This window comes from Methylophaga sp. F7 (genome assembly GCF_056863975.1).
Genome location: NZ_CM166511.1, coordinates 2,597,986 through 2,623,756, shown reverse-complemented (window position 1 = coordinate 2,623,756; position 25,771 = coordinate 2,597,986). Strand labels below are relative to the sequence as shown.

Genomic DNA, 25,771 nt, shown 5'->3' with positions numbered 1-25,771 from the left:
GGTTTATCCCCCGGGCATCTTCAACCGACCAGCAAATCAGACTGCTTTACGTTACGATGACTATCTTTAATAAATCAGTGTGATTTGCTGAATAGTCGACAGGAAAGAGAAATATGCACATACATGTCATGGGATCAGGAGCCGGCGGAGGCTTTCCACAATGGAATTGCAACTGCAATAACTGTAAAGGTGTGCGTGAAGGAACAGTAAAAGCAAGCAGACGTACACAATCCTCAATTGCCATCAGCTCAGATGGTGTGGATTGGATTTTGTTTAATGCCTCACCGGATATCAAAAAACAGATGGATGATTTTCCGGCACTGCAGCCGGCAAGAGAAGTTCGTGATACCGCTATCAAAGCCATATTGATTACTGATGCTCAGATTGACCATGTAACTGGTCTGTTGACATTACGTGAACATAATAAACCATGGGATATCTACTGCACTGAAGCAGTACATGATGATCTGACTACAGGGTTTCCGGTATTTAATATTCTTGGTCATTTTCGTGGCATAAACTGGCATGAAATAAAAACTGATTTAGAATCATTTACCATCCCGGCAGCACCAGGCCTGATATTTACTGCAGTGCCTTTAAAGAGTGAAGCGCCCCCTTACTCACCGCATCGCCATAACACCGTGCCAGGAGACAATGTAGGCATTCGGGTTGAAGATACCCGTACTGGTAAAAATGTATTTTATGCGCCGGGTCTTGGGGTAGTTGAAGATCACGTACTTGAATTTATGCGTAATGCTGATGTAGTTCTGGTGGATGGCACGGTATGGACCGATGACGAGATGTCAAAAGAAGGCATCAGTGATAAACGGGCTCAGGAAATGGGCCATATTAATCAGTCTGAAGATGGCGGCACCATCAGTTTTTTAAATTCGATGGAACGTCCCCGCAAGATTTTGATTCATATTAATAACACTAATCCGATCCTTAATGAAGAATCGGCAGAACGTCAGGTGCTGAACAACGCAGGAATTGAGTTGGCATATGATGGTATGGATATTGAGCTATAACAATCGGGAAAGGGCAAACGATGGCTGACAACACACCTTGGTCAAAAGAAGAATTCGAACAAAAGCTGCGTGATAAAGAGCAGTTCTATCACATCAATCATCCGTTCCATAAATTGATGCATACGGGTAAGTTGAATCAGAAACAGGTTCAGGGTTGGGTAGCAAACCGCTTTTATTACCAAACCGCGATTCCTATTAAGGATGCGGCGATTATGGCCAACTGTGAAGATGCCGAGGTACGTAAACACTGGGTACAACGCATTCTGGATCACGATGGTTTTGAAGGCCAGGAAGGTGGTATTGAAGCTTGGTTGCAACTGGGAGAAGCCGTAGGCCTGACGCGTCAGGAACTGACTTCCTATGAACATGTTTTACCGGGTGTGCGTTTCGCAATTGATGCCTATGTCAATTTTGCTCGCCGTGCACCTTGGCAGGAAGCTGCCGGCTCTTCTTTAACCGAATTGTTTGCACCAAAAATTCATCAGGCACGTTTGGACAATTGGCCGGAAATGTATCCGTGGATAGATGAGCGCGGTTACCGTTATTTCCGTAAACGGTTAAGTGAAGCGCGTCGTGATGTAGAACACGGCCTGCAAATCACGCTGGATTATTGTGATACACGCGAGAAACAACAGCGTGCGCTGGATCTGTTGCAGTTCAAGCTGGATATCTTGTGGACCATGTTGGATGCAATGTGGATGGCGTATATTGAAGATCGCCCACCTTATTGTATGGATGTTGAAAAATGACAAATCGCGTATTTAACGCAGACAGTGTGCCGGTACTGGCACTAGGTTACCGCTTTCAATGGGAGCCCATGCAGGATTGTTATGTTTTATTGTATCCCGAAGGTATGGTCAAACTGAATCCTGCGGCTGGTGAAATATTGAAACGCATCAGTGAGAAAAAACAAACCGTCAGCGAATTAATTGCTGAACTTAAAGTCGCCTTTGATGGCGCAGATTTAGACGATGATGTCTATCAGTTTTTGGAGGAAGCACATGGCAACGACTGGATCAGAGCAGAATAAAGCACCCGGCAGCACCGGTGGTGCTCTGGGGATGAATGTACGTGATGCTATCCGACAGCCTTTATGGCTATTGGCAGAGCTGACTTATGCTTGCCCTTTGCAGTGCCCGTATTGTTCAAACCCGATGGATTTCGCCAAAATCAAAAGCGAATTGACCACCGAAGAATGGATTGATGTATTCAAACAAGCTCGGGCAATGGGGGCAACACAGCTGGGATTATCCGGAGGTGAACCTTTGGTTCGTCCCGATATCATCGAATTGATTCGTGCAGCACGGGATTTAGGTTTTTACACCAACCTGATTACTTCCGGTATCGGGCTGGATGCCAGCAAAGCAAAAGCATTTAAAGAGGCGGGACTGGATCATATCCAGGTCAGTTTCCAAGCGAGCTCAGAAGATTTGAATAACCTGATTGCGGGTACTGATGCCTTTCAACATAAAATTGAAATGGCCAAAGCGGTTAAAGCGGCGGGTTATCCGATGGTTCTGTGTTTTGTTACCCATCGGCAGAATATAGATAAAATCGACGAAATCCTGGATCTGGCAATCAATCTGGATGCAGATTATGTCGAGCTGGCCACCACTCAATATTACGGCTGGGCGATGCATAACCGTGATCAATTATTGCCTTTGAAAGAGCAGCTGGTTCGTGCTGAGCGCATTGCGCATGAGTATCAGGAACAGCAAAAAGGCAACATGAAGATCTATTATGTTGTGCCAGACTATTATGAAGACCGTCCGAAAGCCTGTATGAATGGCTGGGGCAATGTATTCTTGACGGTCACTCCAGATGGTACTGCATTACCTTGCCATGCGGCACGTGAGCTACCTGGGATGACATTGCCAAATGTTCGCGATACTAGCGTGAAGGAAATTTGGGAAGATTCAAATGACTTTAATCGCTTCCGTGGTTTTGACTGGATGAAAGAGCCTTGCCGCAGCTGTGATGAGAAAGTAAAAGACTTTGGTGGCTGTCGTTGTCAGGCGTATATGCTGACAGGCGATCCCGCGATGGCTGATCCTGTTTGCAGTAAGTCACCTGATCGTCATGTGGTTGATGAAGCAATTGAACGTGGTCGCAGGGAGTCTGAAAAATCAACTGAAGTTGCCAAGCCATTGGTGTTCCGTAACCCGAAAAACTCGAAACAAATCAGTGGGTTCTGAGTTTGCGATAAAAACCAGCGGCCTGACCAAACAATATGGTCAGGCCGTTGTCGTTAATGGACTGGATCTGCAGGTCAAAGCGGGTCAATGTTATGGCTTGTTAGGCCCGAATGGCGCTGGCAAAAGTACTACCATCCATATGCTCACCACTATGACTTCTCCATCAGCTGGTGAAGCCTGGATTGCCAATCAGTCCATCTCGGCTGATCCGGTGGCAATTCGGGGGTTGGTCGGTTTAGTGTTTCAGGATTCTGCTTTGGATCGCACCATGACGGTGGATGAAAATCTGCAATTTGCTGCAGCGTTGTATGGCATGACTAAAAAACAGGCCAACGAACGTATCGAAGAATTACTTGCCGTCTTTAATTTAGGTTCACGTCGTAATGCCAAATTGCTGGCGCTTTCCGGTGGACAGCGTCGAGCCGTGGATATTGCCCGCGGTGTATTGCATCAGCCGCAAGTATTATTCCTTGATGAACCAACCATTGGTCTGGATCTGCCGAATCGACGTTCTATTTGGCGATTTGTCGAACAGTTGCGCAGAGATCACGGCATGACAGTCTTTTTAACTACCCATTACCTTGAAGAAGCCGTAGCCTGTGATCATGTTGATTTCATTCAGCGGGGCGTATTACAAAAAGGGGGGAAACCAGTTGATTTGATGCGTCAGTTGGCGGCTTATGTACTGGAAATTGAAACTGTGGATATTGAGCCGGTGGTTACCAAACTAACACCACAGTTTGGCAAACCCATTATTGAGGATGAACAGTTAAGCTTTCTCATAAAGGATGCCGAGACAGATCTTCACTCTTTACAACAATCCTTGGGAGACAGCATTACGGCGATGCGTTGGCGTAAACCCAATCTCAATGATGTGTATCTGTGGAAAGTCTGTCCCCCCGAACAGGAGCAGTCAGCATGAGTTGGTTACCAGTTAAAGCTGTTGTAGGTCGAGAGCTGACAAAATTATTTCGTCAAAAAGCCCGCTTATTCAGCTCAATGGTACGTCCGATGATCTGGTTACTGGTGATTGGTTCGGGTGTTGGCAGCATGCTTAGTGGTGCGCAGCAGGAGGGCTATCTACAGTTTCTGGTGCCTGGCGTATTGGCCATGACGTTATTATTTGCGGCATTGCTATCGGCCTTAACTTTGGTCTATGACAAAGAATTTGGTGTGATGCGAATGATGATGATCGCACCGGTTGCACATTACTGGATCGTATTATCCAAACTGATTGCTGCGACAATTACTGCCATGGTGCAGGCTTTATTACTGTTAATTATTCTATTACTGATCGGCTTGATTGATTTACAGATTGCCCTATTATTAATTCCACCTGCTTTACTAACAGCAGTGGCCTGTGCGTCGATGGGCGGTTTGATTGCAGTATTTTCCAAAACATTGGATAACTTTGCGGTCATCATGAATTTCTTTATCTTCCCGGTGTTTTTCCTGAGCGGGGCGTTGTATCCAGTGAGTCAGCTGCCTGATTTCCTGCGCTATGTGGTGCTGGTTAATCCGTTCAGTTATGGCGTAGATCTTTTAAAACATGCCGTTCCCGGAGCCCAGTCTGATTTTTCGATTTGGACAGATATGACGGTTCTTGTTACATTTTCTGCGGCTGCGATTGCCATTGCCTGCTGGCGCTTTTCACGAGAATCAGTTCATGAACCGTTATTTCATCGGGCGACCAAGCGCAGTTAAAGTTAATACTCCAGCACTTCTTTTGCTTATAAACTTCGTTATCCATGAACAATCAAATTCTGCTTCGTATACCTTGCATACAGCAGTGGTCAGATAGCAATTAGCAGCGGGCATCTTCAATGCAGATGCGGTTGCACCGCTTTTGGAAAGGTCATATCCTAGCCGATTGATAAAAACAAGCGGCAACCACTTAGGAATTATCCATGACATTCACCATGAATTCAGCGCATTCCAATATGGTCTGGCAGCAAGTGCGGCCCAATGAAGTTTCCAATCCTGAAGTTTTGAAGGCATTACAGCAAATTGATCGGGCACAGTTTGTCTCGGATGATTACAAAGCGCTGGCGTATTCAGACACAAGATTACCAATTGGCTGTGGTCAGTTTATGTGGACACCGCTGGAAGAGGGGCGAATATTGCAATTTCTGCAATTAAAACCATCTGATTCGGTGCTGGAAGTCGGTACCGGCAGTGGATTTTTTACAGCATTGATTGCACAACTGTCATTAAACGTCATTAGTATTGAATATTTTGCAGAATTGTCCACTTTGGCGGGTTCACGATTGGAAGCTGCAGGCTTACAAAATGTAAACTTGCAGTGTGGTGATGCCAGTCACGGCTGGAAATTGGCAGATCGCATTGATGTTATTGTCCTGACAGCCAGCTGTCAGCAGGTACCGGAAGATTACCTCCATGCACTCAAAGTCGGTGGCCATTTAGTCGCTATCACCGGGCAGGCACCTGCAATGCATGTGCAACGCATTACTCGCACAGGCGAGTGGCAATGGCAAACAGAGAATTTATTTGAAACGGTGGTCGCACCATTGGTGCATGCTGAAACCAAACCAGAATTTAACTTTTAACCCAGAGAGCTTGTTATGAAACAAATGTCAGCAACTCAATTAAATGAGTTTTTGCAGGAAAACGCACAGGAAGCGATTCTGATTGATGTGCGTGAAGCACACGAACTTGCCAATGGCATGCTGGAAAATGCGAAACATATGCCAATGAACAGTATTCCGGTACATGTTGAAGAACTTGAATCTGAAAAAGACAGTCCGATTGTGTTGATTTGTCGTTCAGGCCAACGCAGCGCACAAGTCGGTCAATATTTAGAACAATTGGGTTTTACCGACGTCATAAATCTCGAAGGTGGCATGAATGCCTGGGCAGCGCAGATCGACAAAAATATGAGAGTTTATTAAGGATAGATAATGAAAACGCTGTTTATTGCAGTTTTTTTCGCAGCAGTATTTTCCAGGCCGGCATGGGCGGTTCAGGATCTGGTCGATATATATAATTTATCTGTCCAGAGCGATCCGATATTAATGGCACAGGCAGCGTCGCTTCTTGCCACGAGTGAATTAGAAGATCAAGCTGATGCAGCCTTTTTGCCCCAAGTGGATATGGTCGCTAACAACAGTAAAGTATGGACAGACAGCTCTTCCCAACGTTTTGGTGGCTCCAGCGAATATAACGATCATGGTTATACACTGAGTCTGGTGCAGCCGATTTATCGACGTAACAACTTTGTACAATCACGGCAGGCAACTATTGCGATTGAAGGCGCTACAGCGGATTATCAATTTGTCGAGCAGGATTTGATTGTTCGTGTGGCTGAGCGCTACTTCGCTGTTTTGGGTGCCGAAGATGATTTAAGCTTTGCATTGGCAGAACTTGAAGCCATTGAAAAACAACTTGAGCAAGCTGAGCAGCGATTTGAAGTTGGCTTGGCTACTATTATTGATGTCACCGAAGCCCGGGCGGCTTATGATCTGGCAACTGCCGCCGTTATTGAAGCTGAAAACTTATTGGCAAATGCTCGCGAGGCTTTACGGGAAACCGCCGGTCAATATCCCAGTGAACTGGCTGAATTAAAGGAAGAAACCCCTCTGGTCAAGCCTGAGCCAGAAAATATTGATGAGTGGAGTGAGCAGGCAATCGTCATGAATCCGGTATTACTCTCTGCCAATAGTAATGTTGGACTGGCCAAGGAAAATATAGAATTTGAACGTAGTGGTCATTACCCAACGCTGGATTTGGTCGCGCAGAAGGGTTACACCTCTCAAAGTGACAGCAATTTGAGTGGTAGCAATAAAACGTATCAGAAAATTCTGGGGTTGCAGATCAATATTCCTATCTATGCAGGTGGTGTTGTTAATTCAAGGACTCGCGAAGCCAGTTTCAGGTTGGATGAAGCCATGCAAAATGAAGAAGAACAGCGGCGAGCAATTATACGTCAGACCCGTGCCGCCTATAACAGCGTCATGTCAGGCGTTAGCCGGGTCAATGCGCTGCAGCAGGCGGTATATTCCAATCAAAAGGCACTGGAGTCGACTGAAGCGGGTTTTGATGTCGGCACAAGGACAACCGTAGATGTTTTGAATGCGCGTCGAGAATTATTCAGCGCATTACGTGATTACTCCCGCTCCCGCTATGAATATGTCGTCAATACGTTAAGACTCAAACAAGCTGCTGGTATTGTCAGCGTGAATGATATCGAGCAAATTAACCAATGGCTGGTACCCTGAACCTGAGGAGTGGTTATTGCCATGATGGCAAATTCTGAAAACAGTGTTTTAGTGATAATTGATGTTCAACTGAAATTAGCTCAGGCCATGCCTGATGGAGTACGTGAGCGCCTTATTAAACAGATTAGAATTTTACTTTCTGCCGCCAAGGTGCTGAATATTCCGGTTATTGTGACGGAACAATACCCCAAAGGACTTGGACCTACAGAGTCAGATTTACAGAATAATTTGCCCTTAGGCACCAAAACGATTGAGAAAACCTGTTTTTCCTGCCTGCAATCTGAGGATTTCCGCTTTCAACTGGCTGCAACTAACCGTCAGCAGGTTATTCTGGTGGGAATGGAAACGCATATATGTGTACTGCAAACTGCTTTAGCGTTACAGGCTGAAAACTTCAGTGTTCATGTGGCGGAAGATGGCGTCTGCTCCCGTTCAAAATCCAATCAATACAATGCTATTCAACGCATGCGCCATGCCGGCGTGGTCATTAGTAATGTGGAATCGCTGCTGTTTGAATGGCTTGGCGATGCCAGCCATGCAGAATTTAAAACACTGGCCAAATTGATTGTCTAACGGTTGCGCTGTGCGTTAGCTCTACGCTGCCGCCTTTCTTTACAGTTGATTACCGTTAGCTGCCTGTCCGCTTCACTCATATTTTCCCAGCGTAATATCTCATCCATCGTCCGAAAACATCCCCGACAGATATCCTGTGTATCAAGACCGCATTTGCCAATGCAGGGGCTGGGAGTGAATGATTTATCTGAGTTCATAGTGCGGTAGTTTAATTCATTTTATGATGTTTAATGTGAGTTGCGAGGCTTGGTGTATGGCGTTGAGTTTGCGAATAAATAACCTAAAGCTGACTTTTTCGACTTAACGTCGAGTTCATTTTCTTTGAATGCCCAAAGAAAACGAACCAAAAGAAAAGGCACCCCTTGTGCTGGCCTGCGGCTTCACTGCGTTGCTCGCTTTGTCTGGCGTCCAGCCAAACTCGCTGCGCTCAAACAGTGGCTGTCCGTGATCCAGACAAAACTGTACTACTCGTCAGCACAACAGGGGGGGTAAGTTCTTGAAGCAATTACCCAGAGATTCTTTTGTTTCGAGCCTGCTTCAACTTGTAGGCTAGACCTTCAGTATTATCATTTTTTATTTTAACGATAAGAATTTCAGAAATGTTGGACAAAGGAATGTTTCCTTTATAACCAGCCTCTACATATGGGACAACTCTTTCTGCAATCCATTCATGTTTTGCTTCTTCCCACCGAATTAAATTAGCATTTGCTTCTTCTGTCAAAAATAAGAATGCAAGAGCATCTTTATCCGGCCCAAGAGGGTTGCATTTCCACATATGTTCCATCCATTTTTCCTCTGTAGAGGATTCGTAGTCAAAGACAGAAACGCATCCTTTTTTTCTGAAAAATGAATTCTGAGAATTCCCGAAAGTTGTTGTCAAATTACAATCAAGATTTACTAAGATATAACCCGTTTGTTTGATTTTTTCGAGATTTTTAGCATAAGTTACATGGAAGATACGGCCTCTTAATTTTTTGCAAAACTTTGTTTTGTCTAAATCTTCAATCTCGATTGTAGATTCTTTCATGAGTGATCAACTGTATTTTTATCAATGTTTCCAAGCTCAAGCATGAAACCGCTGGCGTTTATTGGCCATACCGACTTTGGCAGGTTTGTTTAACGTTGGCAGCGCTTCATAATCCGGCTGGCCTTTAAGACCGGCACGGGCATAATCCAGCCGCAGATGATCTTTGACCAATTCAACCGGTTGATGCATATCTTCTGTCAGCACAACATAAATCAGTTCAAAAAGACGTTTCAAGGCAATTTTGGCAGTTTGACCAGTACGCTGATAAATCTGATCTGACAAGGTCATGAAATGCCAGAACGGTTGATCATCAAGCAGCAACGGCAGGGTATTGATGAAGCGTCCTGAGTTACCGATCAAATCCCAGTAACGAGCAAAACGATTGACCCGTTGCATAGTGATAAAGTCGATTTCACGGCTGCTGAGCAGGTTATACGGCGGCAGAGGATTAAAGCGTAAATCACTGGGTTCATTATGCCGGTTCAATGGCGCGCCGCGCAGACGTTTGAGAATGCCGACCTGAATTTCATGAGGATTCAATGCGATTAATTGATCAAAGCTGTCAGCAAAATTTTCCAGAGTATCGCCGGGCAAACCGAAGATCAGATCGGTGTGTAAATGTGCACCGCTATGTTCACGCAACCAGCGAATATTGTCTTTGCTCTTATCGTTGTTCTGCTTGCGGCTGATTCGTTCCTGGATTTCGCTGTCAAAGGTCTGAATACCAATTTCAAATTGCAGGCTGTTGGGCGGAAATTTCTGTAACACCGATTTCAATTTATCCGGTAGGTTATCCGGCACCACTTCAAAATGCAGATATAAATCATCGCTCATGCGTTCCAGGAAAAACTCCAGAATGGCAATGCTGGTGGTGATTTTCAGATTAAAGGTACGGTCTATAAATTTAAAATTTCGCACACCACGCTGCCACAGCTGATCTATTTCAGCGAGAAATTCATCGAGTGGAAAGGCCGTCGCGGTTTTATCCAAAGCCGATAAACAAAACTCACATTTAAATGGACAGCCACGGGAAGCTTCAACGTAGATCAACCGGTTACGAATATCCTCATCATTGTAAAAACGATAAGGCAGAATCAACTGTTCCAGTGGTGTTGCTCGGCCATCAATATATTTAGTTGCAGGATTATCATTGGTCAGTAATTTTTCGCAAAGCTCACGAAAATCCTGTTCACCGGGTCCGGCAATCACATAATCAGCCAGCTCACAAACTTTTGGCAAATCAGGTGAATGACTGACTTCCGGGCCACCGAGAATAATGCGAATTTCAGGCTTAATCGATTTTAATAAGGCAACAACGGCTTCAATTTCACTGACATTCCATATATACACACTGAAACCGATAACCTCAGGCTGATAACTAAGCAATTTTTCAGCAATGCTCAGCGGTTGTTCCTGAATAGTGAATTCGATCAGTTCGGCGGCGGATTGATGCTCACCCAGATTGGCATATAAATAACGCAAACCAAATGCCGAGTGCATATAACGGGCATTCAGGGTGGTGAGCAGGATTTTGGCAGTAGTTGACATGTGCACATTGTAAATCAAACGCGGCTGTTCAATTAGAACTGTTCATTCCTAATGCGATTTGTTGCTCAGTGACATAACGTTGCAAGTCGTCCAAAGTTTGCTGTTGGGTTGCGGTGAGCTCTTGCTGCCGACACTCCGCTAAAGCAGCATTAAATTTTTCAAATGTAAGTCCAGGCGATGCAGTTGCAGTTAATTTGGTCCGACAGAATTGCTGCCATTGTTCTGCTTCACTTTCATTTAATGATTCGGGCCAGTTACGCGCTCGGTAGCGAAACAGCATTTCCGGTAATCGCGAATCGTTAAAAGGTATCGATAACGTGCCCAATTGATCAGGAGCCGCTTCGCGGATCAGGGTCATTTTGTTTTTATCGCTGTCATCAAAGAAACCGCCGCCATATAAGCTGGCATCAACATCGTCTATCTCATCAAATGATTTCTGACTGAAAACTTTCTGCAATTTTTGCTGTAATGATTCACCAGCCTCACGTAGAAGTTGCAGATGTTTATGACTTAATTCCCGATCAATCTGCAGCCTCTCGGCAGCAGCATCATCCAGCGTAGCTGCAGGAACAATGACCGGACATTTATTGATATGCACGGTTTTGATTGCCGGACGCGAAATACCCTCGGGGAGATCTTTGGTTGGGGTAAATAACCATTGCCGAATGGTATCGGCATCCTGCTCCAGTAAAGCCGAAGGATCATGGCGCAGATCATAAACAATCACCCCATTATTGTTGTTTGGTTCTTTGGCTAGTGGCACTACCAGTGCCGTATTGCAATATTCAGAAGGGTACATGCGTGAGGTATGCAATACCGGATCCGCCTGATGCAGGTTCAATAACGGAGCGAGCTGCTGTTTTCGGCGTAACTGATAAATATAGTCATACAGTTTTGGCTGACGATCTTTAATTAGTTTTGCCAACGCGATTGTGGCATACACATCCACTAACGCATCATGCGCGCCCTGATGTTCAATACCGTTTGCAGCAGTTAAGGCTTCCAGACGAAAACTGGGCTGGCCGTCTTCACGATTAGGCCACTCGATTCCATCCGGACGAAGAGCCCGGGTGAGACGCACCATATCAATAATGTCCCAGCGTGAATTACCGTTTTGCCATTCGCGGGCATAGGCATCGTAAAAATTACGAAACAGGGCGAAGCGGGTAAATTCATCATCAAATCGCAAACTGTTATAGCCCACACCGCAGGTACCTGGCTGTGACAGTTCATCATGAATTTGTTTAATGAATTCGGCCTCAGTCAGGCCTTCCTGTTGTGCTTTCTGTGGCGTGATGCCCGTTATTAAACTCGCCATTGGATGCGGTAATACATCGGCTGCCGGTTTGCAGTAAATCATCAATGGTTCACCGATGATATTCAGATCTTCATCGGTGCGCACGCCGGCGAACTGTAGTGGCCGATCAAATCGTGGATCGGTGCCAGTCGTCTCATAATCGTGCCAGTACAGCGTATTCATTTATAAGCTCGCCAAAACCAGCTCTGCTGCTGCCAGAGTGGCTTCAATTTCATCATCACCATGTGCAGCAGAGACAAAGCCTGCTTCAAATGCTGAAGGTGCAAGATAGACCCCACGATCCAGCATGCCGTGATAAAACTTTTTAAAACGTTCCTGATCACATTGGGTGACCTGCTCAAAAAACTCAATGTTGGCTTCTTCGGTAAAGAAAAAGCCAAACATGCCACCCACATAATTGATACTCATCGGAATACCGGCCGCATCGGCTTTTTGTTTCAAGCCATTAGCTAATTTAGCTGTCTGTTGACTGAGGTGATCATGAAAGCCGGGTTGTTGTACCAGCTTCAAAGTTGCAAGGCCAGCTGCCATTGCTACTGGATTCCCTGATAATGTACCTGCCTGATATACCGGACCAAGCGGTGCAATAGAATGCATCACATCTTTACGTCCACCAAAAGCTCCAACCGGTAAACCACCACCGACTACTTTACCCAGCGTAGTGAGATCAGGCTTGATTCCATAATGTTGCTGCGCACCGCCCAAAGCGACCCGGAAACCGGTCATGACTTCATCAAAAATCAGCAGACTGCCGTATTGATCACAGACTTCGCGCAAACCTTTGAGAAATCCCGGAATCGGTGGAATACAGTTCATATTTCCGGCAACCGGCTCGACAATAATGCAGGCAACCTGATCACCGATTTCAGCAAAACATTGTTTGACTGAATCCATATCGTTGTAGCGTAAGGTAATGGTGTGCTCGGCAATCGCTTTAGGCACTCCAGCAGAAGAAGGTTCTCCTAGGGTTAATGCACCACTGCCAGCTTTGACTAATAACGAGTCTGCGTGACCGTGGTAACAGCCTTCAAACTTAACGATTTTGTCACGACCGGTATGGCCGCGAGCCAGACGAATGGCACTCATGGTCGCTTCAGTACCGGAGCTGACCATACGCACCATTTCCATTGAAGGCACTAATTCACAGAGTAAATCCGCCATTTCAGTTTCAATTGCTGTGGGCGCGCCATATCCCAGACCGTTTGCACACATTAGCTGAACGGCCTCAATAACTTGCGGATGCGCATGACCGGCAATCATTGGTCCCCATGAGCCGATATAATCAATATAATTTTTACCTTCAACATCGGTAAGCCAGGCGCCTTTTGCGCTGCTGAAAAATACCGGATCACCGCCGACACCTTTGAATGCACGGACGGGTGAATTGACGCCACCCGGGATATGTTTTTGAGCCTGAAGGAAAAGTTGTTGATTGCTTTGCGCTTGCATTTACAGAGTCCTGATTTGATGATGTGCGATAATTGTAGGTCAATTTGATTCCTCATAGTCACAACAAACAATGTCGGCTATGAAAGTTCAATAGGCCTTAGCCTATCACAGCGAGATAACTGACCCGACATGAGCCTGAAACTGCGTTTATTGATCATTGTAACCTTGATCCTGGTATTCAACTTTGTCGCCGCTGGCTATTTTATGATTCAGAATGCCCGTCAGGCAGTCGCGGCCGAAATGGCATCCAGTACTCAGTTAGCACGTGGATTATTGATCAATGCCTTGCCGACCTTACGTTTTTCCAACGACTTGAGCGAGCGGGTAACCCTGATTGTTGACAGTGTGCGTCATACAAGACACATCCGCGCCTGGTTTGAAGACATGAACGGCCAACCGTTAATCGGCCATGAAGAGGGAGTACCGTTTACCAACCGGCCGGATGCGCCGGACTGGTTTATCCGTTTGATGGAACCTGAAGCGGTGGCGTTCCGACGACTTATTACCCGTGGCAGTCAATCGTATGGTTATCTGGTGGTTGAGGCCGATCCAAGTGATGAAGTCACTGAAGTATGGCGGGATATGGAAACCCTGCTATTGCTGGGACTGTTTTTTCTGACGGTAATATCCACTCTTATTTATATGGCGTTATTACACGGTTTAAGGCCGTTGCAGCAATTAGCCGATGCATTGGGCAGGCTTGAGAAAGGTGATTTTCATGCGCGCGTTGATACAGGAGGCGCCAAGGAGTTAAAGCCGATTCAGATTCGTTTCAATCATATGGCTGATGTGTTGGATACCACAATGGCTGAAAACCATGCTTTGGCGGGCAATATGCTGACCTTGCAGGAATCTGAACGGCGTGATCTGGCGCGTGAACTGCACGATGAGTTGGCCCCATGTCTGTTTGGTATTCGAGTGGATCTTGCAGAAATTGAACGCATTGCCATTGAAAACAAATTGCCGGACGTCGAAGAAAAAGTCAGCTCGGTCAAATTAATTACCAGCCATATTCAGTCTTTGGTTCGTAAAATGCTCAGCCGCTTGCGGCCCATGACGCTTGATGATCTGGGGCTGGCAGAAGCCTTACGTGATATGTTGCACAACTGGCGGGATCGTCAGCCTGAAATTGATTGGGAATGGGATTTTATTGGAGATTTCACGGGACTCCCAGACACTCTGCAAGTGACGGTTTATCGAGTGGTGCAGGAATGTACCACCAACTGTGTCCGCCATGCTGAAGCCAGCCATGTGCGGGTTGAAGTGAAGCGTGAGAAACAACATATAAAAGTAACGGTTACCGATGATGGTAAGGGTTTGGATACTTCTGCAGTCAAAGGTTTTGGTTTAATCGGAATGCGTGAAAGGGTCTCGGCATTAGGTGGTAAGATTGCGTTTGATACTGCCGAAGGCCAGGGTTTGCAGGTACGGGTAATGATCCCTTTGAAGAGTGAAAATAAAAAATGAAACAGAACATCACAATCCTAGTGGTAGACGATCATCCGATTGTCAGAGCGGGCTGTCGGCAATTGATTCAGCAAATTCCATCGGCCAAAGTTGTAGAAGCTGAAACTGGAGAAGAAGGCTACCGACTGTTTCAGGAGTTGTATCCCGATATGGTATTACTGGATATCACACTTCCTGGTGTCGGTGGCTTGGAAGTATTACGCCGCATCCGGGCCAATCGCGACACGGCCAAGGTGTTAATGTTCAGCATGCATGAAGATCCGGTTTTTGCTTCCCGTGCCATGCAGGCTGGAGCACGCGGTTATATCACCAAGAACAATGCCGCTGATCATCTGGTCGAAGCGGTCAGTAAAGTGCTGGAAGGTAAAATTTATCTGAGCCCTGATATGGCGCAGCAGCTGGCGATGTTGAATATTGATGCCGGTACCAGTGCCTTAAGTGATCTTTCCCGTCGTGAACTGGAGATATTACGTTTACTGGGTGAAGGTAAAAGTATGAATGAAATTTCCGACGTGTTAGGTATTAGTTATAAAACTGTCGCAAATAACCTGACACAGATTAAAGGTAAGCTGGATATCAACAAAACAGCTGAGTTAATGCGCTTTGCAATAAGCCATGGTTTATCGTCGTAAAGCCCTGCTTTTGCTTGTATGTTTTTGAAAAGGAACATATTCCCGTTTTAATAGGAGAAGTCGCTCATGGCGAATGGTCTTGCGTTCAGTACTATTTGTAACAAGTCCATAGGAATGTTCAGCTTCTATAGTCTTATATTTCTCTCTCCTTCTATGAAGGTTTTAGCCAGACCCTTGGGTCTGGCTTTTTTTTGCCTGTCATTTGCACTTTTTTCCAACTTATTCGTCTAAATGATAAGAGATCGCATTTAGGCTTCCCACTGTGCGTATTCTCTTGATAAGATGTCGCTTTCATTTCCACCGCCGACATCCGGTAACACAAGGAAAATTTTATGCAATTTAATTTCAGCCGACTATGCTGCCTGCTGGGCATCTGGTTGGTGCCTTCATTCACCTATGCTGGCGCATTGGATCAAGCTGTTGACCAACAGGTTCAGACTGATATTGCCGCCCAGCGTACTCAGCAGCAAATTGATAGTCTTGATGATGAAACCCGTGAACTGCTGGCGGAATATCGCAGTGTGCTCAATCAGAAAGAGAGTCTGGCGGCTTATAACAGCCAACTTGAACAGCTGGTTTCTTCTCAACAGGACGAACTGGTATTAATCGAAGAGCAGTTAGCGAATATTGATACCACCCAACGTGATATCACGCCGTTGATGATTAAAATGGTCGAAGTGCTTGAACAATTCGTGGAATTGGATACGCCATTTTTACCTGAAGAACGTAACAGCCGCGTAGCACAGTTGAAAGAGATGATGGATCGCGCGGATGTGAATCTGTCAGAAAAATACCGCCGTATTCTGGAAGCCTATCAGGTGGAGACAGAATATGGTCGTACCCTTGAAGCCTATCAAGGTGAACTGGATACCGAAGATCGAAATCGTACCGTGGATTTTCTCAGAGTTGGCCGTGTCGGCTTGTATTACCTGACATTGGATCAAATGGAAGCCGGTATGTGGGATCAGGAAACTCAAAGCTGGCAGCAGCTTCCACGTGATTCTGTTCAATCTGTTATTCAGGGTCTGAAAGTGGCACGTAAACAATTGCCACCTGATTTATTAACCCTGCCGGTCAAAACGCCAGAGGCAAACCAATGAGAAGCATGTCTATTTTTATTATTTCCTTAATGGCCTTGCCTCTTACTGTCATGGCCGCTGATAAACCAGCCAATCTCGATCAGTTGCTGGAACAGGTCAAGCGTGAACGTGTAATAGAACAGGAACAGAATCGCATTCGTGAAACAGAATTTCTTGAAGCACGTGATCGTCAGGCCGAGTTGTTGCAACAAGCCAAAGCAGACTTAGCTGCCGAAGAACGTCGTACCGAAACATTGAATGAACAGTTTGAAGAAAACGAATTCAAATTAGCGGAACAGGAGTCCTTATTACAAGAACGTTCCGGCTCACTGGGTGAGTTGTTTGGTACGGTTCGTCAAATGGCCAATGACAGTCGTGCAGTGATTGAATCTTCAATGACCAGTGTGCAATATCCAGAACGAATCGCTTTTTTGACGGAATTAAGTGAACGTAAACAACAGCCTAGTATCGATGAGTTACGTGAGCTGTGGTTAGTGTTGCAACATGAAATGACGCATTCGGGCAAAGTAGTACAGTTTCCCGCTCAGGTGATCACGGCAAATGGTGAAGTTGCTGATCGTAATGTGACTCGGATAGGTGTGTTTACTGCCTTCAGTGATGGCAAGTTTCTGCGTTATATGCCAGAAAATCGTAATCTGGTGGAATTAGCCAGACAACCAGTTGAGCGCCTTCGCGATCTTATGGAAGAGTTTGAAACTAGTGAAGCCGGAGCTTTAAAAACTGCTGTAGTAGACCCGACGCGGGGTGCGATCATGGCCTTGCTGGTGCAAACACCTAATTTGCAAGAACGCATTAAACAAGGCGGCTGGATTGGTTACATCATTCTGATCCTGGGAGCAATTGGGTTGTTGATTGCACTGATTCGTTTCGTAACGTTGATGCGTATGGAACGGGGGGTCAGTAAACAACAGAAGACCCAGGAATTGAATATGAAAAACCCACTGGGACGGATCCTGTCGGTTTACAGTGACAAGATTGCTCAGGATGTGGAAACTCTTTCACTTAAGCTGGATGAAGCTATCCTCAGAGAAACGCCAAGTATCGAGCGTGGCCTGATTACCTTGGCGATTTTGGCCGCAGTCGCGCCGATGCTGGGTTTATTGGGTACAGTTTCCGGCATGATTGAAACCTTCCAGTCGATTACGCTGTTTGGTACCGGTGATCCGAAACTGATGTCTGGTGGTATTTCACAGGCTCTGGTCACCACGGAACTTGGTTTGGCCGTTGCGATTCCTATTCTATTAATTCATAGCGCTTTATCGAGCAAAAGTAATCGTTTGATTCAGATCCTTGATGAAGAAAGTGCAGCAATCGTTGCTCGTAACGCTGAAACAAAAACTTTGCAACGCGATGGATAATCTATTTCAGATACAACTGCTGATGGAAAGCGGCGGCACCGTGCTGTGGCTTATTCTGCTGGCGTCTATTCTGATGTGGACGTTGATTATCGAGCGCTATGTGTTTATTTGGTTTCTGCATCCGCGTGAAGTTCGCAAGATGATGGATGAGTGGCATCAGCGAGATGATCTGGCCAGTTGGTATGCCCAGCAAATCCGTCAGGGCATGATTGCTGAAAGTCAGGTGATGCTGGAGCGTTTTCTGATTCTGATTCGTACCCTGACAGTGGCGTTACCGATGCTGGGATTGCTGGGCACGGTAAATGGCATGATTCAGACCTTTGATGTCATGACTGTATTTGGAACCGGCAACACACGTGGTATGGCCGGTGGTATTTCAGTGGCATTAATAACAACGATGGGTGGTTTGCTGACCGCTTTATCAGGGCTCTATTTCATTACTCAGCTGGAACAGCGTGTTGCCAGAGAAGTAAATAACGTGGCTGACGCCCTACGCAGAGATTAGGAAAGTTTATGCGAAAACGACATTCCCGCCGTCAAAGTGGCGGTATAGCTGAAATCAACATGACACCATTAATTGATATGGTGTTTATCCTGTTGATCTTTTTTATTGTGACCACTTCTTTTGTGAAAGAAACCGGGGTGGATGTAAACCGCCCATCGGCAAAAACAGCAGTGGAGAAAGAACGCGCTAATATCCTGATATCGATACGTGAAAATGATGAAATCTGGATGGATCAACGACAGATAGATCGTCGTGCAGTGCGTGCCAATGTAGAGCGTATGTACGCGGAAAACCCGGAAGGTTCAGTCATTATTCTGGCTGATGAAGAAGCCAAAACCGGCTTATTGATTGAAGTCATGGATCAGGCACGTTTGGCGGGAGTTGCGAATGTCTCAATTGCTGCTGAACGAGACTAGTCGCGGAGAATCACCTTCTATGCGTATCTTTATTGGGTTATTGCTGGCGATTTTGGTCAATTATGGCTTGTTCACCTTGATGAAAGAAATGACCACATCAGATAGCAGTCTTTATCGGGATGATAATGAAATACTGGTGCTGGACTTTGTGCGTTTGAAACAGGAAGAAACCCAACCTGAAACAATCAAGCGTGAAATCCCCAAAAAACCACCACCGCCGGAAGAGCCGCCACCACCAACGCCGACTACTGCTCCTAAAATGACGCAGCCGGATGTGCAACAACCGCAGATGGATATGCCAAAAATTGATGTCCCATTGAATATTGCCGGTCAGCCTTATCTGGGGGATTTCAGTGCTGAACCGGCACCCGCGCCGTCTCCTACGCCGGTGCAGGGACCGCAGATGGATGATGAGGTCGTGCCACTGGTTCGAATTCCGCCGAACTATCCACGTGTCGCGCAGCGGCGGGGTATTGAAGGCGTGGTGACAGTAGTATTCACCATCACCCGTGATGGCCGGGTAAAAGATCCTGAAGTGGTTTCTGCCAGTCCTGAGAATGTATTTGATAATGCAGCGAAGACGGCTATTCTCAAATGGAAATTCAAGCCTAAAGTTGTCGATGGTGAGCCGGTTGAACGCCGAGCAACCCAGGAAATCGAATTTAAGTTGGCCAGGTAAACATGAAGAAACTTACGCAAAAATTCGCTTTGATGACGCTGGTTGCCTGTCTTGCATTGCCATTAACCTCAATGGCTGAAGATGAATACCTGCTCAGTGAAGCTACCTACAAATCGCTTAATGCTGCTCAGGAAAAAATGGAACAGCAGCAATATCGTCAGGCAGAAGCGGATTTGAAAAAGCTGGTCGGTGAAACCGATGCAGGAAGTTACGAAAGAGCAGTCGTTTTGCAAACTCTGGGGTATTTATACTCTGAAACCGAAGAGTACCAACTGGCAGCAGAACAGTTTGAAGATGCCCTCGCACTGAATGCACTGCCGGAGGATGTCACCCACAATCTGCGCTATAACCTTGCCCAGTTATTAATCAGCGATGGTGCGTATCAGAAAGGCATCGACCTGCTGACACAATGGTTGAACAAAGAACCTCAGGCGAACAGCAGTGCCTATGTGTTACTGGCAACGGCCTATTACCAGATAAATCAGTTTACCAATGCCGTTGAGGCCATTCGTACTGCTATTCAGCGTGATAATTCCCCGAAAGAAAATTGGTACCGACTGCAATTGTCTGCACATATGGAAATGCAGCAATACAACCAAGCCATTAATGTACTGGAGATTCTGATTGAACGTTTTCCAGTCAATAAAACTTATTGGGACCAATTGGCAGCTCTCTATGCCCAACAGGAAAAACGGCTGACCTCGCTGGCCGTACAGATGCTGGCCAAGCGGCTGAATCTTGGTGACAACGACACCGTATTGCGCCTGGCAAATATGTATCGCTATCTGAATATCCCTTATAAATCGGCCCAGTTACTGCAGAAATCTATGGATGATGGGGTGATAGAGCGTAATTTTAAAAATCTTGAATCACTGGCTGACAGTTGGTTAGCTGCCAGAGAAAATGAAAATGCCACTCAGGTGTTAGCCCAAATGCAATCAATGGATTCCTCAGGCGAAACCGACCTGAAACTGGCCAGAGTATTTATCAGCATGGAACAGTGGGATGAAGCTGCTGGACCGCTTCAGCAAAGTCTGGAAAAATTACCTGAAGCAAAACGCGGCCAGGCCTGGATGCTCTCTGGTATGGTCAACTACCATTTGGGCAATATGCAGCAGTCAGAGCAACATCTTAATCGTGCACTGGCTTACACCGAAGTCCGTAATCAGGCTTCGCAATGGTTAAGACATCTGCAAAATACCCGTAAAGATAACGAAGATGCCTGAAACTTCATTGGCCGAACTCAAAACCCAACTGGTTCAACATTACCGTTGGCTGCGTCAATACGGTTGCAACGATTCACATAGTGGCAATGCTTCTTTTCGCTGGCATAATCAGATTTGGGTGACGCCTACAGGCTGTTGTGCCGATACCTTGACACCGGAAATGCTGGTGCCCTGTGATATTGACGGCCAATGCGGGGAAGGCGCCTCACTGGATGCTCCGCTGCACCTGGCAACTTATCAGCATAATCCCAATACTCGAGCCGTTATTCATAGTCATGGGCCGCATGCGATTGCGATGACGATGAATGGTGAAGATTTTATCCCGGTGGATTTTGAAGGGCAGTATTATTTTTCGACCATCCCGGTTATTTCAATTGACTATGCCGAGTACATAGAGAAATCACCAATGGCAGTGGCGCAGGGGCTGGCCCGTCATAAAGTTGTCATTGTTCGGGGGCATGGTGTTTATGCCTGCGCGGAAACCATCAATTTGGCCTATAAATGGAGCTGCTCGGTAGAGCTTTCTGCCAAAACGGCCTGGCTTGCTGCCCAGCTATAATCTGCTTTAACGCGAAACCTATTTGTCCAAAACAAGTCAGATTAAATTCTTACAGCTATCCTCAAAGGGATTTTTGACCAATGACTGCCGAAAAAGCCGTATCTTTTTCCCACTCAGAACATAGATATTTACGTACACCACGATTGAATGCAAAAGAGCCGGAAGCTATTCGCAACGAACTCGCTGCCTATTTCAATGCAAATTTTGAGCGTTATGAATCGCTGTTTGACAACTTGAAATCAGAAGAAGGCTATTATCAGAAAAGTATTCCGCTTCGCCATCCGTTAATTTTTTATTTCGGCCATACGGCGACTTTTTTTGTTAATAAGCTTTTATTAGCCGGGTTATTGACTCAACGCATCAATCCTCGTTTTGAATCAATGTTCGCGGTTGGTGTGGATGAAATGAGCTGGGATGATCTTAATGATGATCATTATGACTGGCCTTCAGTAGCGGAAGTAAAAGCCTATCGGCAACAAGTGAAAAAAGTCGTTAATCAGCTTATTCAAAAAGCCCCTCTGCAATTACCTATCAACTGGGACAACCCATGGTGGGCCATCATGATGGGGATTGAACATGAACAGATCCATCTGGAAACTTCATCAGTATTAATTCGTCAGCAGCAATTACAGTGGGTACAACCGCATTCGGCGTGGCCGGCATGTGATATTTCCGGATCAGCTCCTGAGAACACAGTTTTGCCAGTGGATGCTGGTCAGGTAAAACTGGGCAAGTCCTTTGATGATGAGTATTACGGCTGGGATAATGAATATGGTCAACATCAGGCAGAAGTACCAGCCTTTCAATCTGCCAAATATCTGGTCAGTAATCATGAGTTTTTAGCCTTTGTTGAAGCGGGCGGATACCAGCAGTCACAATACTGGCAGCAGGAAGGGCTGCAATGGCGGGAATTTACACAAGCTGAATATCCCACATTCTGGCTAAAAACCGATCAGGGCTGGCAATTGCGGTTAATGGCTGAGGTTGTGCCAATGCGCTGGGATTGGCCTGCAGAAGTAAACTATCATGAAGCCAAGGCATTCTGTGCATGGAAGTCTGAACAAACCGGTGAAACTGTACGCCTGCCTACCGAGGATGAATGGTATCGTCTGGTTGATGTTGCTGGTATCGAAGAACTGGACGAGAATGCAGCCCCCGCCAATATTCATTTGGATCATTTTGCCTCCTCCTGTCCGGTAAATCATTTTGCGCAGGGCGATTTTTATGACGTCAGAGGCAATGTCTGGCAATGGACTGAAACGCCGATTTATCCATTCGATGGATCACAGGTTCACCGCCTGTATGATGATTTCACCACGCCGACATATGATGGAAAACATAATCTGATAAAAGGTGGCAGCTGGATTTCCTGTGGCAATGAAAGCCGTTTATCATCCCGTTATGCGTTCAGACGTCACTTTTTTCAGCATGCAGGATTCCGTTATGTGGTATCGGATGCGCCAGTGGTGAATCTGGATTCTAACTATGAAACCGACAAAATGTTGTCGGAATATGCTGAATTCCACTACGGTGAAAGTTATTTTGATGTGCCTAACTTTCAAAAAGCCATCGCCCGGATGGCTATTGAGAAGATGGGGGATAAACCCGCAAGACACGCGCTTGATCTTGGCTGTGCGGTTGGTCGTGCCAGTTTCGAATTAGCCAGGCATTTTGATCGGGTCACAGGGGTTGATTTCTCGGCACGGCTGATCAATCTCGGTGTCCAGCTCAAGCGTGATGGCGTCATTCGTTATGCCATAGCCGATGAAGGTGATTTATTACTGTATCGCGAACAACGGTTGGAAAACTTTGGTTTGGAAGATACCGCGCATAAAGTTGATTTTATGCAGGGCGATGCCTGTAATTTAAAAGCGGTCTACCAAGGCTATGATTTGATTTTAGCGGCTAATTTACTAGACCGCTTGTATGACCCGATATTATTTTTAAAACACATACATGAACGAATTAATGTGGGGGGCTTGTTAGTGTTAGCCTCGCCCTATACATGGCTGGAAGAACACACGGATAAAGCCAATTGGCTGGGTGGATTCAAAAAAGACGGAGAAAGCTTTTCCACACTTGATGGCATCAAAAGCGTGTTGGAAAATCACTTTCAATTAATTGATGGGCCATTTTCGCAACCATTCGTACTCCGTGAAACCCGACGTAAATTCCAGCATACTCTGTCAGAGGTGACTATCTGGGAACGTCGAAATGTCGAAGATTGATTTTGATCAGCAAATAGATCGCAGCGGCACGTATAGCCTTAAATACGATGCCCGCCAGCGATTGTTTGGCCGCGAAGATGCCATTCCGTTATGGGTGGCAGATATGGATTTTGCTGCCCCTGAGTCGGTAACAAAAGCGTTGACTGTCAGGGCCCAGCATCCACTTTATGGCTACAGTGAATATCCTGAAGCGTTGTATCAGGCCACCCAGGAGTGGTTTTTACGACGTCATCATTGGCATATTGACGCTGAACATATCCTGATTTGTCCGGGAGTCGTGCCATCATTGCATGCCACCATCATGGCGCTAACCGAAAAGCATGATCAGGTCATAGCCCAGCCACCGGTATATTTTCCCTTTTTCTCGGCGGTGACTGAGACCCAGCGGAATCTGCTATTAAATCCATTGCAGCTGGTGGATGATTATTATCAGATTAACTTTGCTGAGTTGGCCGAACAGGCTGCAGCAGGGGCCAAAATGCTGTTGCTTTGCTCACCACATAACCCGGGTGGTCGGGTGTGGAGCGAGTCTGAACTGCAACAGCTGCTGGATATTGCCAGGCAATATCAATTGATTATTGTCAGTGATGAAATTCATGCCGATCTGGTCTTATCGGGTCAGAAGCATATTCCGTTGGCAACACTGGCGGATGATGTGCCCATGGTGACCGCTGTATCGGCCAGCAAAACATTTAATATTGCCGGGCTTGGGATGTCGATGTTGATAGTCCCTGATAATCAGCATAAAAAAGCGATTGAATCGGTGTTTAACTCCTGGCATGTCAGTGCTGCCAATCCGTTCAGTATTGAAGCAACGATAGCCGCCTACCGGCATGGAGAACAGTGGCTGGATGAACTGTTGTTGTATCTGCAGCAAACCTACCACTGGGTACAGCAATTTTTTGCTGAAAAGCTACCGAAGATACGAATATTGGATTTACAATCAACCTATTTATTATGGCTTGATTGCCGTGAACTAATGCTTAATGACAAACAACTCAGAAGCTTTTTTGTTCAACAGGCGGGTGTGGCGATGAACCCCGGTGTGATGTTTGGCGATGCCGGCAGTGGTTTTATGCGAATGAATATTGCCGCGCCAAGGGCAATGATTGAACAAGCCTGTCAGCAAATCGTTTCTGCCTGGGAAAGCGCGAAATGAAGCTTTACTAAGAACAGTAGAACTTAACAAAAGATTTTACTTCAACGCGATGAGGTTTGTGATGCAACAGACTATTGGGGATGCCGCAGGCAAAATCTGGCAATATTTACAAAAAAATGGGGCGACCAGCATTACCAAGCTGGCTACTGAGTGTGGTCTTGATATCAAAATGGTACAAAGAGCCATTGGCTGGCTGGCGAGGGAAGATAAACTGATCTCAGTGCAAAAAGGCCGTAGCGAAATTATCAGTCTTAAAGAAAGTTAATTATCCGTCAGGTTCTGTTTGACACTGAATGCGCCACGAACGCTACCCACGCTAAATCCCGTGGCCTGATCATCAGGATAGTGTTTTTTCAACTTGGCCTGGATAGGCTCCGGTATCTTTTCACCGTGGCAGGTGACGCAGACTAAATCGGTACCAATCGCTTTCATCATGCGCCATTGTTTAACGCCGTCTGTTTCCACCTGCTCACTGAAACTGAGCTTTTTAATGATTTCACCTTTTTCCAGGCGTTTTTCAAAACTTCTTAAAACAGTTTTTTCCCATTCATCAGGCTGATTCTCAGGGTTACGGATCTTCAGAGCGGTACGACTGACATCAAGATTGTATTTGGTGGAAACCTGTTCGGCCACTCTGGGAGCAATATCTTTACAAACAGCAATAGTTTTCACTGAACCATCTGTTTGCATGGATAACATCAATGCTGATTTGAGTGTTTCGGCAAATTCTTTTATCGCCGCATTGGCCTGGGTTTCAAACTGTTTAGCGTTATCAGCCTGAACTGAAAAGGCACACAACAAGATTGTGATAAAAAAAACTGGCCGAATATTCATCTTCGTGCTCCACACTGAGTCGATAAAATAGATGTCCTTGGATAACGATAACTTTCTCCTCCATGGCGGGAGAAGAAAACCTTGTTCGCGAGGTTCAGAGAATCAAGATGCTTTTTGTCAGTGAACCATAGCCATTATTTAATATGCAACATTGATCATCCCTTCAGGCATTCATAACGACACTTTATTTAGCCCTAAATTGAAAATGATAAGTAAGGTTAAATATTAGCATCTA

At 45.8% G+C, this 25,771-nt stretch carries 28 protein-coding genes; 22 read left to right on the top strand and 6 right to left on the bottom strand.

Going from position 1 to position 25,771, the window contains the following annotated elements; genetic code table 11:
• Positions 1–113: 113 nt before the first annotated feature.
• The 10 genes from pqqB to AC08OG_RS13145 all read left to right on the top strand — a co-directional run bounded on the left by pqqB (position 114) and on the right by AC08OG_RS13145 (position 8,031).
• On the top strand, positions 114–1,028 hold the full coding sequence (gene pqqB, locus AC08OG_RS13190; protein ID WP_292400490.1) for a pyrroloquinoline quinone biosynthesis protein PqqB: 915 nt from the start codon (positions 114–116) through the stop codon (positions 1,026–1,028).
• Between the two features lie 20 nt (positions 1,029–1,048).
• The gene (gene pqqC, locus AC08OG_RS13185; RefSeq protein ID WP_292353450.1) at positions 1,049–1,777 is read left to right on the top strand and encodes a pyrroloquinoline-quinone synthase PqqC; all 729 of its coding nucleotides are present in this window, start codon (positions 1,049–1,051) and stop codon (positions 1,775–1,777) included.
• Complete coding sequence (pqqD, locus tag AC08OG_RS13180; RefSeq protein ID WP_292353451.1) at positions 1,774–2,058, top strand: pyrroloquinoline quinone biosynthesis peptide chaperone PqqD; 285 nt, start codon at positions 1,774–1,776, stop codon at positions 2,056–2,058. The genes pqqC and pqqD overlap by 4 nt, the downstream gene beginning before the upstream one ends.
• Complete coding sequence (pqqE, locus tag AC08OG_RS13175) at positions 2,030–3,223, top strand: pyrroloquinoline quinone biosynthesis protein PqqE (protein WP_292353452.1); 1,194 nt, start codon at positions 2,030–2,032, stop codon at positions 3,221–3,223. Before pqqD ends, pqqE begins: the two co-directional genes overlap by 29 nt.
• Positions 3,213–4,145 (top strand): ABC transporter ATP-binding protein, encoded by a 933-nt coding sequence (locus AC08OG_RS13170; RefSeq protein ID WP_292353453.1) that lies wholly within the window; start codon positions 3,213–3,215, stop codon positions 4,143–4,145. The genes pqqE and AC08OG_RS13170 overlap by 11 nt, the downstream gene beginning before the upstream one ends.
• On the top strand, positions 4,142–4,927 hold the full coding sequence (locus AC08OG_RS13165) for an ABC transporter permease (RefSeq protein ID WP_292353454.1): 786 nt from the start codon (positions 4,142–4,144) through the stop codon (positions 4,925–4,927). The genes AC08OG_RS13170 and AC08OG_RS13165 overlap by 4 nt, the downstream gene beginning before the upstream one ends.
• Positions 4,928–5,130: 203 nt before the next feature.
• On the top strand, positions 5,131–5,790 hold the full coding sequence (locus AC08OG_RS13160; RefSeq protein WP_439504057.1) for a protein-L-isoaspartate O-methyltransferase family protein: 660 nt from the start codon (positions 5,131–5,133) through the stop codon (positions 5,788–5,790).
• 15 nt (positions 5,791–5,805) lie between these two features.
• The gene (locus AC08OG_RS13155) at positions 5,806–6,132 is read left to right on the top strand and encodes a rhodanese-like domain-containing protein (RefSeq protein ID WP_292353456.1); all 327 of its coding nucleotides are present in this window, start codon (positions 5,806–5,808) and stop codon (positions 6,130–6,132) included.
• A 9-nt stretch (positions 6,133–6,141) separates the two neighbouring features.
• The gene (locus AC08OG_RS13150; RefSeq protein WP_482929714.1) at positions 6,142–7,458 is read left to right on the top strand and encodes a TolC family outer membrane protein; all 1,317 of its coding nucleotides are present in this window, start codon (positions 6,142–6,144) and stop codon (positions 7,456–7,458) included.
• A gap of 21 nt (positions 7,459–7,479) precedes the next feature.
• Positions 7,480–8,031: a hydrolase gene (locus AC08OG_RS13145; RefSeq protein WP_439504059.1), complete on the top strand. Its 552-nt coding sequence runs from the start codon at positions 7,480–7,482 to the stop codon at positions 8,029–8,031.
• Here AC08OG_RS13145 and AC08OG_RS13140 read toward each other — a convergent pair.
• The 5 genes from AC08OG_RS13140 to hemL form a co-directional block, all read right to left on the bottom strand.
• Positions 8,028–8,228 (bottom strand): DUF1289 domain-containing protein, encoded by a 201-nt coding sequence (locus AC08OG_RS13140; protein WP_482929713.1) that lies wholly within the window; start codon positions 8,226–8,228, stop codon positions 8,028–8,030. The two genes, AC08OG_RS13145 and AC08OG_RS13140, sit on opposite strands and share 4 nt — an antisense overlap.
• Positions 8,229–8,536: 308 nt before the next feature.
• Positions 8,537–9,058 (bottom strand): hypothetical protein, encoded by a 522-nt coding sequence (locus AC08OG_RS13135; RefSeq protein ID WP_482929712.1) that lies wholly within the window; start codon positions 9,056–9,058, stop codon positions 8,537–8,539.
• A gap of 36 nt (positions 9,059–9,094) precedes the next feature.
• Positions 9,095–10,606 (bottom strand): B12-binding domain-containing radical SAM protein, encoded by a 1,512-nt coding sequence (locus AC08OG_RS13130; RefSeq protein ID WP_439504060.1) that lies wholly within the window; start codon positions 10,604–10,606, stop codon positions 9,095–9,097.
• A gap of 28 nt (positions 10,607–10,634) precedes the next feature.
• The gene (sbcB, locus tag AC08OG_RS13125; protein WP_439504061.1) at positions 10,635–12,086 is read right to left on the bottom strand and encodes an exodeoxyribonuclease I; all 1,452 of its coding nucleotides are present in this window, start codon (positions 12,084–12,086) and stop codon (positions 10,635–10,637) included.
• Complete coding sequence (hemL, locus tag AC08OG_RS13120; protein ID WP_292353461.1) at positions 12,087–13,373, bottom strand: glutamate-1-semialdehyde 2,1-aminomutase; 1,287 nt, start codon at positions 13,371–13,373, stop codon at positions 12,087–12,089.
• A 129-nt stretch (positions 13,374–13,502) separates the two neighbouring features.
• On the opposite strand from hemL, the gene AC08OG_RS13115 reads away from it, so the two are divergent.
• The 12 genes from AC08OG_RS13115 (at position 13,503) to AC08OG_RS13060 (ending at position 24,967) form a co-directional block, all read left to right on the top strand.
• Positions 13,503–14,840 (top strand): ATP-binding protein, encoded by a 1,338-nt coding sequence (locus AC08OG_RS13115; RefSeq protein WP_292353462.1) that lies wholly within the window; start codon positions 13,503–13,505, stop codon positions 14,838–14,840.
• Positions 14,837–15,472 carry a response regulator gene (locus AC08OG_RS13110; RefSeq protein ID WP_292353463.1) on the top strand — a complete coding sequence of 212 codons (636 nt, stop codon included), beginning with the start codon at positions 14,837–14,839 and terminating at the stop codon, positions 15,470–15,472. The genes AC08OG_RS13115 and AC08OG_RS13110 overlap by 4 nt, the downstream gene beginning before the upstream one ends.
• Before the next feature lie 332 nt (positions 15,473–15,804).
• Positions 15,805–16,572, top strand: coding sequence for a DUF3450 domain-containing protein (locus tag AC08OG_RS13105; protein WP_292400459.1), 768 nt, complete (start codon positions 15,805–15,807; stop codon positions 16,570–16,572).
• Positions 16,573–16,577: 5 nt separating this feature from the next.
• A complete protein-coding gene (locus tag AC08OG_RS13100) occupies positions 16,578–17,930 on the top strand; it encodes a MotA/TolQ/ExbB proton channel family protein (RefSeq protein WP_439504063.1) in 1,353 nt (450 codons plus the stop codon).
• Positions 17,923–18,435 carry a MotA/TolQ/ExbB proton channel family protein gene (locus AC08OG_RS13095; RefSeq protein ID WP_292353466.1) on the top strand — a complete coding sequence of 171 codons (513 nt, stop codon included), beginning with the start codon at positions 17,923–17,925 and terminating at the stop codon, positions 18,433–18,435. The genes AC08OG_RS13100 and AC08OG_RS13095 overlap by 8 nt, the downstream gene beginning before the upstream one ends.
• Before the next feature lie 8 nt (positions 18,436–18,443).
• Entirely contained in the window at positions 18,444–18,851 is a 408-nt protein-coding gene (locus tag AC08OG_RS13090) for an ExbD/TolR family protein (protein ID WP_226074860.1), read from the top strand.
• Positions 18,823–19,530, top strand: a complete 708-nt coding sequence (locus AC08OG_RS13085) for an energy transducer TonB (RefSeq protein ID WP_292353467.1) — start codon at positions 18,823–18,825, stop codon at positions 19,528–19,530. Before AC08OG_RS13090 ends, AC08OG_RS13085 begins: the two co-directional genes overlap by 29 nt.
• Positions 19,531–19,532: 2 nt before the next feature.
• Positions 19,533–20,756, top strand: coding sequence for a tetratricopeptide repeat protein (locus AC08OG_RS13080; protein ID WP_482929711.1), 1,224 nt, complete (start codon positions 19,533–19,535; stop codon positions 20,754–20,756).
• Positions 20,749–21,315 carry a class II aldolase/adducin family protein gene (locus AC08OG_RS13075; RefSeq protein ID WP_292353469.1) on the top strand — a complete coding sequence of 189 codons (567 nt, stop codon included), beginning with the start codon at positions 20,749–20,751 and terminating at the stop codon, positions 21,313–21,315. The genes AC08OG_RS13080 and AC08OG_RS13075 overlap by 8 nt, the downstream gene beginning before the upstream one ends.
• Before the next feature lie 80 nt (positions 21,316–21,395).
• Positions 21,396–23,543, top strand: coding sequence for a 5-histidylcysteine sulfoxide synthase (ovoA, locus tag AC08OG_RS13070; protein WP_482929710.1), 2,148 nt, complete (start codon positions 21,396–21,398; stop codon positions 23,541–23,543).
• Positions 23,530–24,702, top strand: a complete 1,173-nt coding sequence (locus tag AC08OG_RS13065; protein ID WP_318989466.1) for a MalY/PatB family protein — start codon at positions 23,530–23,532, stop codon at positions 24,700–24,702. The genes ovoA and AC08OG_RS13065 overlap by 14 nt, the downstream gene beginning before the upstream one ends.
• Before the next feature lie 61 nt (positions 24,703–24,763).
• Positions 24,764–24,967: a winged helix-turn-helix domain-containing protein gene (locus AC08OG_RS13060; protein WP_292400443.1), complete on the top strand. Its 204-nt coding sequence runs from the start codon at positions 24,764–24,766 to the stop codon at positions 24,965–24,967.
• Here the strand turns inward: AC08OG_RS13060 and AC08OG_RS13055 are convergent.
• A complete protein-coding gene (locus AC08OG_RS13055) occupies positions 24,964–25,536 on the bottom strand; it encodes a Tll0287-like domain-containing protein (protein WP_482929709.1) in 573 nt (190 codons plus the stop codon). The two genes, AC08OG_RS13060 and AC08OG_RS13055, sit on opposite strands and share 4 nt — an antisense overlap.
• Positions 25,537–25,771 lie beyond the last annotated feature (235 nt).